We start from the raw sequence: 14,587 nt of genomic DNA, 5'->3' as shown, positions 1-14,587 counted from the left end.
AATATGTGATATTCTCTTCTTTGATGATATAGTCTGATCTCCGTTCGAAAGACGGAGAGCTAGGCAGAAATGACCTAGCCCACTCAAATGAGTGAGTAACAAGTTGCGTGGCGCACAAATGATTATGTTAGCCGATTGGCATCCGGACATTATTGAATTCATCATTTCCAAAATGCAAAATCCGCGCATTTTACGCTATTTACTTGAAAATACGGAAGATGAAGGCATTCAAAAAGCAGCGAAAGAAAAATTAAAATTTACGCCACTTACTGAACAAGAACGCGCAATGTATCAAGGGATTGTTAATTATAAAAACATCCCGGGTTACGGCGGTTTCACGGAAAAAATCATTAAAGATGCGGAAGAAAAGTTGCGCACAGGTGGCACGTATAGCGTCCACAATCCAGACTTTTTAACAGGAGCGAACATTTCTGTTTGTTTAACGAAAGAGTTTATGGAAGCGGTAGAGAAAGATGAAGAGTATGAATTGCGCTTTCCAGATGTTGAGACGTATTCGGAAGAAGAAATGCGCATCTACAACGAAAAATGGCATGAAGTCGGCGATGTGCGCGAATGGGAGAAAATGGGCTATCGCGTTCGTGTTTATCGGAAAATTCGTGCGCGCGAGCTATGGAAACTCATTAACATTTGCGCAACGTATTCTGCCGAACCAGGTATTTTCTTTATCGACAACGCCAACGACATGACGAATGCAAGAGCGTACGGACAAAAAGTTGTTGCAACAAATCCATGTGGTGAGCAACCACTCGCACCTTATTCTGTGTGCAATTTAGCCGCGATTAATTTGGCAAATATGGTCGATAAAGAAAAAAAGGTCGTTGATTATGAAAAATTAAAGCGTACGGTTGAAGTTGGCGTCCGTATGCAAGATAACGTTATTGACGCAACCCCGTATTTCCTTGAAGAAAATAAAAAGCAAGCGCTTGGGGAGCGTCGCATCGGTCTTGGCGTCATGGGACTAGCTGACTTACTTATTTATTGTGAAAAAGAGTATGGCTCCAAAGAGGGTAATCAGTTAGTTGATGAGCTGTTTAAAACGATTGCAACAACGGCATATCGGGCGTCGATTGAGCTTGCGAAAGAAAAAGGAAGCTTTCCGTTTTTAGTTGGCGAAACGGAAGAAGAAACGATGAAATTGCGCGAAGCGTTTATTCACACCGGTTATATGAAAAAAATGCCGGACGATATTCGCCAAGATATTTTAAAATACGGCATTCGCAACTCGCATTTGCTGACCGTGGCTCCGACGGGTAAGTAGTTGCCCCCTGTATTTGTAAAAATACAGTGAAAACTCGGCTATATGCGGGGAAATCTGGCGTATCTCTTGCTACCTGTGCCTTGCCAGCACATGAAAGAGGTAAAAATGCAAGAGTGTTGGATTATCCTACCAGACAATCCGCAGGGAAGTCGTGGCTGACCCCTCAACGACTACACGCCGAGCAACCAAATCTCGCGACAGGAACACCTGTTCTGTTTTATAATAATCATATTAGGACAGAAAAGGAGAGATGTTCCTGTGAAGAAAAAATGTCTTAATTGCGATGAAGAAATTTATGTAAAGCCTAGTCACTTTGAAAGAAAAAAGTTTTGTTCCCGATCTTGCAAAACAGAGTATCAAAAAAAGAATCCACCATTATTTTGGAAAAAGATGAGTAAAAAAGTTAAAGTTTTTTGCTCGTTTTGTGGAGGGGAAATGCTTCGAAAGCCTTCTATTATTCAAAAAAATAATTTTTGTAATAAACAATGTAGGAGAATGTATCTAATACAGAACGCCCATCAAATTAATCAACATTTGAGAAAACGTGTCGAAAAAATTTGTGAAACTTGCGGAAAAACGTTCGATGTCCCAGAAAATCGAAAATTAAGCGCAAAATATTGTTCGAGAACATGTCTAGGCAAAGCGAACGGTGAAAGAGGAAAAGTTCAATATAAAAAGCGAATTATTGTCACATGTAATAATTGTGGCAAAAAAATCGAGAAAAAACCTTCTGTTGTTAGAAACCTTAATTTCTGTTCTGTGCATTGCATGGGTGATTATTATGAAAGAACTAGGATGTTCTCTGGAGAAAACAATGGTGCTTGGGCAGGGGGAGATATAGAATATTATGGGCCAAACTGGAGAGCTCAGCGCAGGAAGGCTAGGGAACGTGATAATTTTACTTGTCAAGATTGTGGAATAACAGAAGCTGAATATGGACGTGAATTATCAGTTCATCACATTATACCATTTAGGGCTTTCAACGGTGATTGGGAAAAGGCGAATGAATTATCTAATTTAATTACCTTATGTGAGTATCCTTGTCATCGCAAAAGACATTCACAGGAGATTTGGTTGAAGATATAGTCTGACCCATATGGCGACATATGGAGCGGGTAGCAATATCGTACCTGCCTTCTGTCCAATATGTATGGATAGAAGTAACATAAGTGAGTACCGGAACCATGATCGGCGTGTCCACAGGACTTGAACCATATTTTTCCTTTTCTTATTATCGAAGCGGCCGTCTAGGCAAGTTTATTGAAGTGAAGGCGGATATCGTTCAAGAATATTTAGATAAACATCCAGAAGCGGATCCGAACAACTTGCCGCATTGGTTTGTAACCGCCATGGACTTATCGCCAGAAGCGCATGCCGATGTCCAGTGCATTATTCAACGTTGGGTGGATTCAAGTCTCTCGAAAACGGTAAATGCCCCGCGAGGCTATACGGTTGAGCAAGTACAAAAAGTGTACGAGCGGTTATGGCGAGGCGGCGCAAAAGGTGGAACAGTCTATGTCGACGGTAGCCGCGATGCGCAAGTATTAACATTAAAAGCGGAAGAACATGCGGTTGAAGAACAACTGGAGCTCCTTCCAGAAGAACCGAAAAAACGGGCTGTTGCGCTTGTTGAAACGATTCCAGATTTACGCGCAACGGACGTCACGATCGGTTCAGAAGTCGGCAACATTTGCCCGGTATGCCGTGAAGGAACGGTCGAAGAAATCGGTGGCTGCAACACGTGCACAAGTTGCGGAGCGCAATTAAAATGTGGTTTATAATGTAAAAAGGGACGGGAAAAACCCGTTCCTTATTTTATTATGAATAATAACAAAAATTGTATTTCATCACCTCATGACAATCAAACATACTAACATTGAGGTGATCGAATGAAATCATTTATTCCTCAGCTTGTTTATTTTGAGCCCGAAGTGCTTCATTATCCGCTCGGCTTTATCGTCGCGCCAATTTACATGCATGACGGCTGGGAAGAAGGGTATTTTGAGCTATTTGAACGATTACATGCTAATTTGCGAGATGTTGACTTAACGAATTTAACGTTTGAATTAATACAACATCGCTTCACGAAACCAGCAAAAACAGTCATTCAAAAACGGTATCCGAAAACGAAGCTCGATCTAGATGAAACGAAGCGAAAATATAAATGGGGACGATACGGAATTGGAAAATATGTGTATCAAGATGAAGAGGCGAACCAGCTGAATGCCACAATTCGCTCCTACATTGCACAATTTTTTCCTGAAGCAACGATTGAATATTTTACGTAAATAGTTGTCATGCTTGGTAAACATGTTATAATCATAATGATTACGGATGTTTGTTTAGGAGGGAAACGTATGCCAACACCAAGCATGGAAGATTATATTGAGCAAATTTATATATTGATTGAAGAAAAAGGATATGCCCGTGTATCAGATATTGCCGAGGCATTGTCCGTTCATCCCTCCTCTGTGACGAAAATGGTGCAAAAACTCGATAAAGACGAATATTTAGTATACGAAAAGTACCGTGGACTTGTCCTTACACCAAAGGGCAAAAAAATCGGCAAGCGGCTTGTGTATCGCCATGAGCTACTGGAACAATTTATGCGTCTCATTGGTGTAGATGAAGAAAATATTTATCGCGATGTTGAGGGAATTGAACATCATTTAAGTTGGAATGCGATTGATCGCATCGGTGACTTAGTACAATATTTTGAAGAAGATCGGTCACGTCTTGAAGCGCTTCGCAACATTCAAAAACAGAACGAGCAAGAACAGGCATAAACGCTTGTTCTTTTTTGTTTTTTTATGCTCAACTCTTCTCGTTGTTCATACATATATGGCGAGGAGGGAAGAGGATGGAGATTGACGGTGTATTTTCAGGCGGAGGGGTCAAAGGTTTTGCGCTCATTGGAGCATATGAGGCGATTGAGGAAAGAGGTTTTCGCTTTAAACGGCTTGCTGGTACGAGTGCAGGGGCACTCATCGCTTCATTTATTGCAGCAGGGTTTACAAGTAAAGAAATATTGATCATGGATGATCTCAATTTAATGGATTTTCTCGATGAGCGACGTACGATCATTCCGTATGCATGGTTAAAATGGCTCGTCCTTTATTGGAGAATGGGGCTATATAAAGGTGAAAAGCTCGAACAATGGATAGCTGAACAGCTTAACAAAAAAGGGGTGCGCACATTTGCAGATTTGCCGCACGAACGACTGCGCGTTGTTGCTTCCGATTTAACGAATGGAACGATGCTTATTTTGCCAGATGATTTACCGAAATACGGCATTGATCCGCTTCGGTTTTCAGTCGCAAAGGCAGTAAGAATGAGCGTTGGTATTCCTTATTTTTTTGAGCCTGTGAGGCTAAAGACGGATGAGGGAAGACATATCGTCGCTGATGGTGGCTTACTAAGCAATTTTCCGATTTTTTTATTTGATGAAGAACGGAAAAAGAGACCTGTTCTTGGTATCAAATTGAGTGCAAAACAGGCACAAAAAGCAAAAAAGCAAATTAATAACGCGATTGAGTTGTATGAAGCGTTGTTTCAAACGATGCGCGAGGCACACGATGAACGGTACATTTCACGCCGCCATGAAAAAAACATTGTTTTTCTTCCTGTCAAACATGTCGTTGCGACCGATTTCTCAGTGACGGACGAAGAAAAAAAGAAGCTTATTTCGTTTGGAAAGGAACGGACAGAACAATTTTTAAAAACATGGACGTATTAAAAGAAAAAAATCGGGTCAAAAAGAGGCCCGATTTTTTTTCTTTCCTTTTTTACCTTCAATGACTGTTAAATGAGTGACGTGCTTTTTCTTTAAAGCGGTTGGGCGCGTTTGTTTTTTCGACGTCGGCTTTGTTTTTTGATGGTGGAGCTTTTTCGATTGTTTTACCGCTTTTTGATATGAGTGATTAGAGCGCTGTCTTTGCATCCATTTATATATGCTATAAAAGACAGCTACAACAAACACGATAAAAAATATTTGTTTCAACAACTGAATTGGATCGTTCCATAGTCGATAAGAAAACCCGAAAATAGCAAATACAATAAGCAACGTGATAAGCGGGAATGGGCGCCGACGCAATCGATCCACCTCCTTTATCATTACACCACTTCTTCTTGCTGTTTCGTCGCTTCTCCCTCTAACTCAAGCAACCGTTGAAATGATGCGATCGCTACTTCTACTTGATCATTAGTCGGTTCTTTCGTTGTTAATCGTTGTAACCATAAACCAGGGTAGCCAAACCAGCGTAACATTGGAACATGTCGCACCGCGTTTGTAATTTGTAATACTTCAAACGATAGTCCTAATACAACAGGAATGAGCGCTAAGCGATTTAATACGCGCACCCAAAGCGGTTCGGTTGGAACGAACATGTAAACGAATACGCCGATGATGACAGTAAATAAAATGAAGCTGCTCCCGCAACGATAATGAAGACGAGACTGTTGTTGTACATGTTCAACCGTCAATGGCAAACCATTTTCGTAGGCATTAATTACTTTATGTTCAGCTCCATGATATTGAAACAGTCGTTTGACAAGAGGTGTGAGTGAAATAAAGTAAATATAGCCCAAAAGCAAAAGAAGTTTAAAAAAGCCTTCAACAAGTATTTGTGCCGTTTTCGACGGGAAAATCGGTCTCGTTAATTCAGCTAAAAATACAGGAATGAGTGTGAAAATAAATTTTCCGAATAAAAACGATAATACCCCAATAAGCGCAACGCCTAAAATCATCGTCCATTTGGACGGAGCTTCAGCGTGCAATGCTTCATCTTCATTTGGATCAAGATCGTATCGTTCGCTCGAAAATTGCAAATGTTTCGAGCCGTTTGCGCTTGCCTGAATAATCGCAAAAATGCCGCGCAGAAACGGGATTTTCTTTAATGAAGCGAGCGTTTTATTTGTTTCGCGTGGAACGTGGAAATACTCAATCGAACCGTCTTTGCGACGAATGGCTGTGACAGAATGATGACGTCCAGCAAACATTACACCTTCAATGACCGCCTGCCCACCATATACGTTTTTGCTCATAAGAAGACACCAACCTATTTTCTTTTTTCTTATATTCTACAAGAAAACGATAAAAACCTCTAGGTCGATGTATCGTTTGTATTCGTATTGTTGCCAAAAATGAGAAACGATACACATGAGATGCAACATTTTGGACAAGATAAAAACGGAGGTGATTGCTGTGCAAACAAAAACGAAACAAGACGCACAACTAGAACAAAACAAAAGAGAAAAGCCAATGCCTGTTTTAGCAAAAGTTGCATTAATTGGTTTTATTGGAGGTGTGTTTTGGAGTTTCCTCGCATACTGTGCTTATTTTTTCCATTTTACAGAGGTAGCGCCAAATTTCATTTTGCAACCATGGGCAATCGGTGATTGGAAAAACGGAGCGCTCGGTCAGACGATTGCGATTTTGTTCATTGGGATTGCTTCTGTCGTTGCTGCGTTTGTATACTATGCTTTTTTAAAAAATCGCCAAGGTATTTGGCCAGGCGTCGCTTTCGGCATCGGGTTATGGGTGCTTGTTTTTTACGTATTAAATCCGATTTTTCCTCAATTAAAAGCTGTTCCACAACTTGAGCGAAATACGGTTGTTACGATGGTATGCTTTTACATTTTATATGGAATGTTTATCGGTTATTCCATTTCATTCGAAGTAGCAGAGATGAGGCGACAAAAACAGGCCGATGTGGTAAAATAACCATATGTATTTTCATCAGCAAAGGGGGGAGAGGGGGAATGGTTCGATTCCTCCTTTTAAACGGTCCGAACTTAAATCGTCTTGGTATGAGGGAGCCACACATTTATGGGCATACGACACTTGCACAACTAGAAAAACAGCTAACGGAATTTGCTAGTGAATATGAAGTAGAGTTAACGTGCTATCAAAGCAATTATGAAGGTGCGTTAATTGATCAAATTCATCGGGCGGAGTCGTTATATGACGGGATCATTTTCAATCCCGGAGCGTTTACGCATTACAGTTATGCCTTGCGTGATGCAATTGCAAGCATACAAACGCCAGTCATTGAAGTACATATTTCAAATATTCACGCAAGGGAGCCGTTTCGTCATCAATCTGTTCTTGCTCCTGTGACGGCCGGGCAAATTGTCGGTCTTGGCGTAAACGGATATCGATTGGCGATTTTAGCGTTGCTTGATATAGTTGAAGGGAAGGGGAAATAACGTTGGATAAATTACAAAAGCTTCGCGCACAATTTAATGAACATGGCATTGACGGATTTCTTATTACAAATGAATATAACCGTCGCTATATGACGAATTTTACAGGAACGGCAGGTGTTGTTTTAATTAGTGAAACAGACGCCGTATTTATTACAGATTTTCGCTACGTTGAACAAGCGACAAGACAAATTGAAGGATATGAAATTGTGCAACATACGCAGACGCTCATTGAAGAAGTGGCGAAACAAGTGGAGCGATTAGGTATTAAAAAACTCGGTTTTGAACAAGATGACATGTCGTATGCTACGTTTTCATCATATGCAAAAACAGTAAAAGCAACGCTTGTTCCTGTTTCCGGCGCGGTTGAAAAGTTACGCTTGATTAAGTCGGAAGCAGAGATTAAGATATTAAAGGAAGCAGCCGAGATTGCCGATGCCGCATTTCGCCATATTCTCGATTTTATTCGCCCAGGTGTGCGTGAAATAGATGTGGCAAATGAATTAGAGTTTTTTATGCGTAAACAAGGTGCGACAAGCTCGTCTTTTGACATGATTGTTGCTTCTGGTGTGCGTTCAGCATTGCCACATGGGGTGGCGACAGAGAAAGTCATCGAAAAAGGTGAGCTCGTCACGCTTGATTTTGGCGCATATTATAAAGGATATTGCTCTGATATTACGAGAACGGTTGCAGTTGGAGATGTAAGCGACGAGTTAAAGCGCATATATGATGTCGTGTTGCAAGCTCAGCTTCGTGGTGTTGAACATATTCGTCCAGGGATGACAGGACGAGAGGCAGATGCGCTCACACGTGATTACATTTCTGCTTGTGGATTTGGCGAATACTTTGGGCATTCTACTGGTCATGGTCTTGGCATGGAAGTGCATGAAATGCCGGCGCTTTCAATGCGTTCGGATACAGTACTACAGCCGGGAATGGTTGTGACGGTCGAACCAGGCATTTACATAGCGGGATTAGGCGGTGTTCGCATTGAAGATGACATCGTCATTACAGAAAACGGCAATGAGCGGCTCACTCTTTCACCAAAAGATCTCATTACTTTATAGACATAGGAGGAAATGAACATGATTTCAGTAAACGATTTTCGTACAGGCTTAACGATTGAAGTCGATGGTGACATTTGGCGCGTCATCGAATTCCAACATGTGAAACCAGGAAAAGGGGCGGCGTTCGTTCGCTCAAAACTTCGTAACTTGCGCACAGGTGCAATTCAAGAAAAAACGTTCCGCGCAGGTGAAAAAGTAAGCAAAGCACAAATCGACAACCGCAAAATGCAATATTTATACGCAAACGGCGATCAACATGTGTTCATGGATATGGAATCATATGAGCAAATTGAACTACCTGCGAAACAAATTGAACATGAATTAAAGTTTTTAAAAGAAAACATGGAAGTATTTATTATGATGTACCAAGGTGAAACGATCGGTGTTGAATTGCCAAACACCGTTGAGTTAAAAGTTGTTGAAACAGAGCCAGGTATTAAAGGTGATACAGCATCAGGTGGCTCTAAACCAGCAACGTTAGAGACAGGTCTTGTCGTTCAAGTACCGTTCTTCGTCAACGAAGGCGATGTATTAATTATTAACACAACAGACGGCACATACGTATCACGTGCGTAATGGAAAATTGTAAAAATTGAGAAATTCAGCTTGTTGGCTTTGTCAACAAGCTGAATTTTGTATATGGGATTTTTTAAGTTTTAGCACCATTTGAATTGTTTTTAACGTATGACCATTAAATTCCTCAACAAACTCTTTCACAACTTCAAAACCTTTAGCTTCATAAAAGGTCTTTCCGATTTGATTATCTTTTTCTACATTTACATAAATTTTATTTATACCGTCTATGTCTTGTATTCCTTTTTGCAACAAAGCTGAACCGATTCCTTTGCCTTGGTGTTCTGGATGAACATAAATAGCCCATAACTCCACATTTCCATCTTCTCTTACTGAAGAAAAGTTAGCAAACCCCACAATGTTATTTTCTACTTCAGCTACAAAAAGAGTAGAGTATTGTAATCGTTGTTTCATGCGCTCGTCACTGTAAGCTGATTTTAAAAAATTTTCTTGCACATCCGAAGGGATAACACCCTCATATGTAGCATTCCAAGTTATTTTCGCTATATATTGAACTTGTTTTATATCTTCTCGTTTCATTTTGCGAATGACGTATGCCATCTTGATTATTCCCTTCATTTGTTATTTAGCATATCGCTTGATGCCTCACCATGAATCTTTCCAAATGGTTATGAGCAATCCCTTCTTTTTGTATAAAAATTGTATACATATCCTTCTCATCTGTAAACATCTTTCTCTATAAATTTTCCTCTCTATACTTCTGAATTGTCTCATTTCTGCATACGTTGTACTAGCACTGTTGTACAAGGAGGATGCGATGAAAACTGATGCAACGGTTTGGACGATGGCAGGGTTACGTTTTTTATCTGCAGCGATTGAGTTAAGCGCAGCGATCGTTATGTTGTCGTTCAACGACGTAAAAAAGGCGCTTGCGGTCAACACATTGCTTGCGGTTGTCGGTCCGACGATTTTTTTCGTTGTTATGATGGTTGGGCTTGTTGCCGTAGCAAATGAATTATCTTTATTTAAATTCATATGGATCGGCGCTGGAGTTGTATGTATATTGATCGGTATTTATGTCGTGAAATGAGGGGGGAAGAGAATGCAAGCAGTGTTGAATATATTGCCTAAAACGCTTGTTGATGCCATTCAATCGTTTTCTATTTTTCCCCAGTCTACGATTGAAGAAATTCGCATTCGTATTCATCGGCCGCTGGAAGTCATTGCTGGTGGGAGGTCGTACATATGTCCGCATGTTGTACAAACGGAAGAAGGTGTCGAACTATTAAATAAACTAAGTCAATATTCTCTTTACACAATCGAGGAAGAGTTAAAAAAAGGCTACATCACGATTCAAGGTGGGCATCGCGTTGGTTTAGCCGGAAAAGTGATTGTAGAAGACGGAAAAGTAAAAGCGATTCGACATATTACGTCATTTAACATCCGAATGGCCCGTCAACAAATCGGCATAGCTGAGCCACTTCTTCCTTACTTATACGACGGACGATGGATGAATACGATCATCATTGGCGCACCGCAAACAGGAAAAACAACACTCCTTCGCGATATTGCACGCATCGTCAGTAGCGGAGTGACAGAGCAGCATATTGCTCCTCGAAAAGTTGGCATTGTCGATGAACGATCAGAAATTGCTGGGTGTGTCAAAGGCATTCCGCAATTTACATTCGGATGCCGTGTCGATGTGCTCGATGCATGCCCGAAGGCCGAAGGAATGATGATGATGATCCGTTCCATGAGCCCAGATGTTTTAATTGTTGACGAAATTGGAAGCGAAGCGGATTGTACGGCTATTTTAGAAGCGGTTCATGCAGGAGTTGGCTTATTTATGACAGCGCACGGTCGCCATCTGGACGATTTAATGAAGCGTCCATCGCTGCGTCCGATTATAGAACAAGCTGTATTTGAGCGCTTTGTTGAATTGACGAATATCGGACGTCCTGGGACGATTCAAGCCATTCGCGATTCAAGCGGTCGCGACGTATATCGAAAGATGAGTGTGATGTAAATGAAATGGATCGGAGCGGTATGCATTATATTAGCAACGACATGGTCCGGTTTTGAAGCATCGCGACTTTTACGAGAGCGTACAAAACAGTTGCGTCAGTTAAAAATGGCGTTACAGGCGCTTGAAGCAGAAATTATGTACGGGCATACACCGTTAATAGACGCCTCCCTTCGCTTATCCCAGCAACTATCGCGACCGTTATCATGGTTGTTTGAATCGTTTGCGCAAAAGTTGCAAAAAGGAACGATGAACGCTCGGCAAGCTTGGGAAGAAAGTTTGCACGAAGTATGGAAAATGACAGCTTTAAAAGAAGGAGAATTGGAAATTATGAAGCAGTTTGGCGAAACGCTTGGGCAGTACGATCATGAAATTCAGCAAAATTACATTCGCTTAACGATGGTGCATTTAGAGAGAGAAGAAGGGGATGCGATTGAAAAACAACAGCGCTATGAAAAAATGATGAAAAGTTTAGGCGTATTAACCGGCATTCTCATCGTGCTTTTACTCATATAGAGGAGGACATTCAAAATGGGAGTTGACGTAGATTTAATTTTTCGTATTGCTGGTGTAGGCATTGTCGTTGCTTTTTTGCATACGGTGTTAGAAGGATTCGGAAAAAAGGAATATGCTCAATGGGTTACATTACTAGGGTTTATTTATATTTTATTTTTAGTTATTTCGATCGTCCAAGACTTATTTCAAAAAATTAAATCCGTTTTTTTGTTTCAAAGTTAGGAGGGAATACCCATTGATATTTTACAAATTGTTGGACTTGGATTGATTGCCACGTTTTTAGTGACGATTTTAAACGAGCATAAGTCGAATATTTCGCTTTTGCTGACTGTGTTTGTCGGAACAGTTATTTTTTTATTCTTAATTGATCGCATTCAAGACATTTTTCGCATGGTTCAAACGTTAGCGAATGAAGCACACGTTCAAACCGTGTACGTTGAAACGATTTTGAAAATTATTGGCATTGCCTATATTGCGGAGTTTGGTGCACAAATTTCAAAAGATGCAGGACAGGGAGCGATTGCGGGAAAAATTGAACTTGGTGGGAAAATTTTAATTTTAGCGATGGCCATCCCAATTTTAACTGCTCTAATCGAAACCATTTTGAGTTTTCTTCCGATGAAGGGGTGATGACATGAGGCGCGCTCCAATTTTATTTTTCTTTCTCTTTTTTTTCTTGCCTTCTATTGTACAAGCTTCACCGCCAACAAATGAGCTAGTCAAACAGCAAGCAGAACAAGTTGGGGTAGAGTCGATCAAGCAATATTGGGATCATATCGTTCAACAATACGGCGGGTTGCTCCCGGAAAGTCAAAAAGGATCGTTTTGGCAGTTTATTAACGGGGAAAAAGAACTGTCGCTCAGCGAATGGTTGCAGGCGTTTATAAAGTTTTTATTGTATGAGCTTATGGCGAATGGAAAATTGCTAAGTATGCTTATTTTACTAACGATATTTAGCTTATTTTTACAATCGTTACAAAACGCATTTTCACATCACGCTGTGAGCAAAGTGGCGCATGCGGTTGTGTATATGGTGCTTATGATTATCGCATTAAATAGTTTTCATGTTGCGGTGACGTATGCAAAAGAAGCTATTCAGACGATGACAAGCTTTATGATTGCGCTTTTACCCATTTTACTGGCGCTTATGGCGTCATCGGGGGGAGTTGTATCTGTTGCCTTTTTCCATCCGATTGTGCTGTTTTTTATGAATATAACAGGGACGGTCGTTGAGCGTTTTTCATTGCCGCTTTTGTTTTTAGCGACAATTTTAAGCATTGTTAGCTTGTTGAGCGAACATTATAAAGTAACAAAACTAGCAAATTTGTTGCGCAACATTAGCGTCGGTTCACTCGGGATCATGTTGACGATTTTCTTCGGCGTGTTGTCTGTCAAAGGAGCGACAACCGCCATTGCCGATGGAATTGCGATACGGGCGGCTAAATTTGTCGCAGGAAACTTCATTCCCATTATTGGACGAATGTTCACTGATGCTGCTGACACCGTCGTCACTGCCTCCGTCTTATTAAAAAATACAGTTGGGTTGTTCGGAGTCGCTTTATTACTCTTAATTGCAGCGTTTCCAGCGCTCAAAATTTTAGTCATCGCGCTTATTTATCAACTAGCAGCTGCTATATTACAACCGATGGGAGGCGGCATCGTCATTTCCTGTTTAAGCATCATGGGCAAAAGCATTATGTATGTACTCGTTGCTTTGATGATTGTATCGCTTATGTTTTTTTTAAGCATGACCGTCATCATTGCAGCAGGAAATTTAACGATGATGGTTCGCTGAAAGGGGAATGGACGCTGTGGGACTCTTGACAGAATGGATTTCTCATCTCATTACATTTATTTTGCTAGCCGTTGTCATTGAACTGATTTTACCGAACGGTTCGTTTCAAAAGTATGTAAAAATGGTCGTCGGTCTATTGTTTATTTTCATTTTATTTTCTCCGCTTCTTCGTTTGTTTCACGGGAACGTAGATACGTGGTTTGCTTCAGTTCAGCGACAACAAAACGAAACGATTGAAAATGACATTGAAAGAAAGAAAAAAGAAATACAAGCCTCGCAACGTGCATATATTTTAGAACAAATGGCTGTCCAGCTAAAGAACACAGCGGCTGAGGAGTTGATGCGCACATATGGGTTAACGGTGACGGACGTTTCATTAACGATTGGGGAATCAGACCAAATCCCACCTCCGATTGAAGCAATTACGGTAGAGTTGGCAGAAGAAGCGACTTCTGTTGTCAAGCCCATTCGCATTCAATCATCACCATCAACAACGGAACAACATGACGACATTGCCCGCTTTTTAGCGCATATGTGGGAAGTGGATCCAGAGATGATTACGATTCATCTAGAAAGGAGGGAGTAGGGAGGGGTGAAACAATGGGTTGAAAAAAACGGATTGATCGTCATCCTTTTCGTTTTCGGCTTATCGTTTATGATTTTTGGCAACGTGTTCAACTTTTCTTCTTCCAAACAAGTTCAGCAAGAAGCAACTCAAGCTGTATTTCGCCAATCAGATGAAGAAAAAAAATTAAAGCAAATTGCCGACTATGAAGAACGATACGAACAACAACTAAAAGAAGCGCTTGAAGCGATTGTTGGCGTTGGTGAAGTAAAAGTGATCGTAAATGTCGATGCTACAGAACAAAATGTACTTGAAAAAAATGCAACCGTCCAAAAAAAACGAACGACGGAAGAAGATAAAGAAGGAGGAAAGCGTGAAATTCAAGATGAATCAACAGACGAAAAAATTGTGATCGTGCGCAAAGGAGACGAAGAAACACCTCTCGTTTTGCAAACGAAAAAACCGGAAATTCGTGGTGTGCTTGTTGTTGCGAAAGGAGCCGATCAAGTGCAAGTGAAAAAATGGATTGTCGAAGCAGTGACGCGAACGTTGAACGTTCCAAGCCATCGCGTTGCTGTTTTACCAAAAAAGTAAGGGGGAGAAC

General features: G+C 40.9%; 18 protein-coding genes and 3 pseudogenes. 18 read left to right on the top strand and 3 right to left on the bottom strand.

Annotation, left to right across the window (positions count from 1 at the left end; translation table 11 throughout):
• Positions 1-91: 91 nt before the first annotated feature.
• From ETB99_RS00590 to ETB99_RS00565, 6 genes and pseudogenes are all read left to right on the top strand, one after another.
• A pseudogene (locus ETB99_RS00590) lies at positions 92-1,273 on the top strand (vitamin B12-dependent ribonucleotide reductase); the annotation flags it as partial.
• A 264-nt stretch (positions 1,274-1,537) separates the two neighbouring features.
• Positions 1,538-2,365 carry an HNH endonuclease gene (locus tag ETB99_RS15235; protein WP_309138128.1) on the top strand — a complete coding sequence of 276 codons (828 nt, stop codon included), beginning with the start codon at positions 1,538-1,540 and terminating at the stop codon, positions 2,363-2,365.
• 86 nt (positions 2,366-2,451) lie between these two features.
• A pseudogene (locus tag ETB99_RS00580) lies at positions 2,452-3,060 on the top strand (vitamin B12-dependent ribonucleotide reductase); the annotation flags it as partial.
• A gap of 159 nt (positions 3,061-3,219) precedes the next feature.
• Positions 3,220-3,567, top strand: a pseudogene (locus ETB99_RS00575) (spore photoproduct lyase family protein); the annotation flags it as partial.
• 69 nt (positions 3,568-3,636) lie between these two features.
• Positions 3,637-4,065 (top strand): transcriptional regulator MntR, encoded by a 429-nt coding sequence (gene mntR / locus ETB99_RS00570; protein ID WP_009373920.1) that lies wholly within the window; start codon positions 3,637-3,639, stop codon positions 4,063-4,065.
• 74 nt (positions 4,066-4,139) lie between these two features.
• A complete protein-coding gene (locus ETB99_RS00565; RefSeq protein ID WP_171699672.1) occupies positions 4,140-5,015 on the top strand; it encodes a patatin-like phospholipase family protein in 876 nt (291 codons plus the stop codon).
• 15 nt (positions 5,016-5,030) lie between these two features.
• On the opposite strand, the gene ETB99_RS00560 is transcribed toward ETB99_RS00565, so the two are convergent.
• Positions 5,031-5,372 carry an SA1362 family protein gene (locus tag ETB99_RS00560; protein ID WP_129000534.1) on the bottom strand — a complete coding sequence of 114 codons (342 nt, stop codon included), beginning with the start codon at positions 5,370-5,372 and terminating at the stop codon, positions 5,031-5,033.
• A 20-nt stretch (positions 5,373-5,392) separates the two neighbouring features.
• The gene (locus ETB99_RS00555) at positions 5,393-6,322 is read right to left on the bottom strand and encodes a DUF1385 domain-containing protein (RefSeq protein WP_129000533.1); all 930 of its coding nucleotides are present in this window, start codon (positions 6,320-6,322) and stop codon (positions 5,393-5,395) included.
• A gap of 115 nt (positions 6,323-6,437) precedes the next feature.
• Here ETB99_RS00555 and ETB99_RS00550 point away from each other — a divergent pair, with 115 nt between their 5' ends.
• Genes ETB99_RS00550 through efp form a run of 4 tightly spaced genes read left to right on the top strand, consistent with a single transcriptional unit; the run spans position 6,438 to position 9,126 of the window.
• The gene (locus tag ETB99_RS00550; protein WP_077428742.1) at positions 6,438-7,001 is read left to right on the top strand and encodes a YqhR family membrane protein; all 564 of its coding nucleotides are present in this window, start codon (positions 6,438-6,440) and stop codon (positions 6,999-7,001) included.
• A 38-nt stretch (positions 7,002-7,039) separates the two neighbouring features.
• Positions 7,040-7,486: a type II 3-dehydroquinate dehydratase gene (gene aroQ, locus ETB99_RS00545; protein WP_004889580.1), complete on the top strand. Its 447-nt coding sequence runs from the start codon at positions 7,040-7,042 to the stop codon at positions 7,484-7,486.
• A 2-nt stretch (positions 7,487-7,488) separates the two neighbouring features.
• Positions 7,489-8,550: a M24 family metallopeptidase gene (locus ETB99_RS00540; protein ID WP_077428741.1), complete on the top strand. Its 1,062-nt coding sequence runs from the start codon at positions 7,489-7,491 to the stop codon at positions 8,548-8,550.
• Between the two features lie 18 nt (positions 8,551-8,568).
• Positions 8,569-9,126, top strand: a complete 558-nt coding sequence (gene efp / locus ETB99_RS00535; protein WP_003394108.1) for an elongation factor P — start codon at positions 8,569-8,571, stop codon at positions 9,124-9,126.
• A gap of 42 nt (positions 9,127-9,168) precedes the next feature.
• Here the strand turns inward: efp and ETB99_RS00530 are convergent, their stop codons facing one another.
• Complete coding sequence (locus ETB99_RS00530) at positions 9,169-9,684, bottom strand: GNAT family N-acetyltransferase (RefSeq protein ID WP_077428740.1); 516 nt, start codon at positions 9,682-9,684, stop codon at positions 9,169-9,171.
• A 217-nt stretch (positions 9,685-9,901) separates the two neighbouring features.
• Between ETB99_RS00530 and ETB99_RS00525 the strand changes: the two genes are divergently transcribed.
• From ETB99_RS00525 to spoIIIAG, 8 genes are read left to right on the top strand one after another with little or no spacing between them, the layout of a single operon-like run.
• Entirely contained in the window at positions 9,902-10,174 is a 273-nt protein-coding gene (locus ETB99_RS00525) for a YqhV family protein (protein ID WP_171699670.1), read from the top strand.
• A 12-nt stretch (positions 10,175-10,186) separates the two neighbouring features.
• Positions 10,187-11,110: a stage III sporulation protein AA gene (spoIIIAA, locus tag ETB99_RS00520; RefSeq protein WP_077428739.1), complete on the top strand. Its 924-nt coding sequence runs from the start codon at positions 10,187-10,189 to the stop codon at positions 11,108-11,110.
• Entirely contained in the window at positions 11,111-11,623 is a 513-nt protein-coding gene (spoIIIAB, locus tag ETB99_RS00515; RefSeq protein WP_129000528.1) for a stage III sporulation protein SpoIIIAB, read from the top strand.
• A gap of 15 nt (positions 11,624-11,638) precedes the next feature.
• Positions 11,639-11,845 (top strand): stage III sporulation protein AC, encoded by a 207-nt coding sequence (gene spoIIIAC, locus ETB99_RS00510; protein ID WP_004889589.1) that lies wholly within the window; start codon positions 11,639-11,641, stop codon positions 11,843-11,845.
• Between the two features lie 6 nt (positions 11,846-11,851).
• Positions 11,852-12,253: a stage III sporulation protein AD gene (spoIIIAD, locus tag ETB99_RS00505; RefSeq protein ID WP_268915724.1), complete on the top strand. Its 402-nt coding sequence runs from the start codon at positions 11,852-11,854 to the stop codon at positions 12,251-12,253.
• Positions 12,254-12,257: 4 nt separating this feature from the next.
• Complete coding sequence (gene spoIIIAE, locus ETB99_RS00500; protein ID WP_171699669.1) at positions 12,258-13,418, top strand: stage III sporulation protein AE; 1,161 nt, start codon at positions 12,258-12,260, stop codon at positions 13,416-13,418.
• Positions 13,419-13,425: 7 nt separating this feature from the next.
• Positions 13,426-14,004: a stage III sporulation protein AF gene (gene spoIIIAF, locus ETB99_RS00495; protein ID WP_077428736.1), complete on the top strand. Its 579-nt coding sequence runs from the start codon at positions 13,426-13,428 to the stop codon at positions 14,002-14,004.
• Between the two features lie 6 nt (positions 14,005-14,010).
• Positions 14,011-14,577 carry a stage III sporulation protein AG gene (gene spoIIIAG, locus ETB99_RS00490; protein ID WP_006318011.1) on the top strand — a complete coding sequence of 189 codons (567 nt, stop codon included), beginning with the start codon at positions 14,011-14,013 and terminating at the stop codon, positions 14,575-14,577.
• Positions 14,578-14,587 lie beyond the last annotated feature (10 nt).

This window comes from Anoxybacillus sp. CHMUD (genome assembly GCF_013096965.1).
Lineage (GTDB): Bacteria > Bacillota > Bacilli > Bacillales > Anoxybacillaceae > Anoxybacillus > Anoxybacillus kestanbolensis_A.
This window is presented reverse-complemented; position numbering and strand designations above follow the sequence as displayed.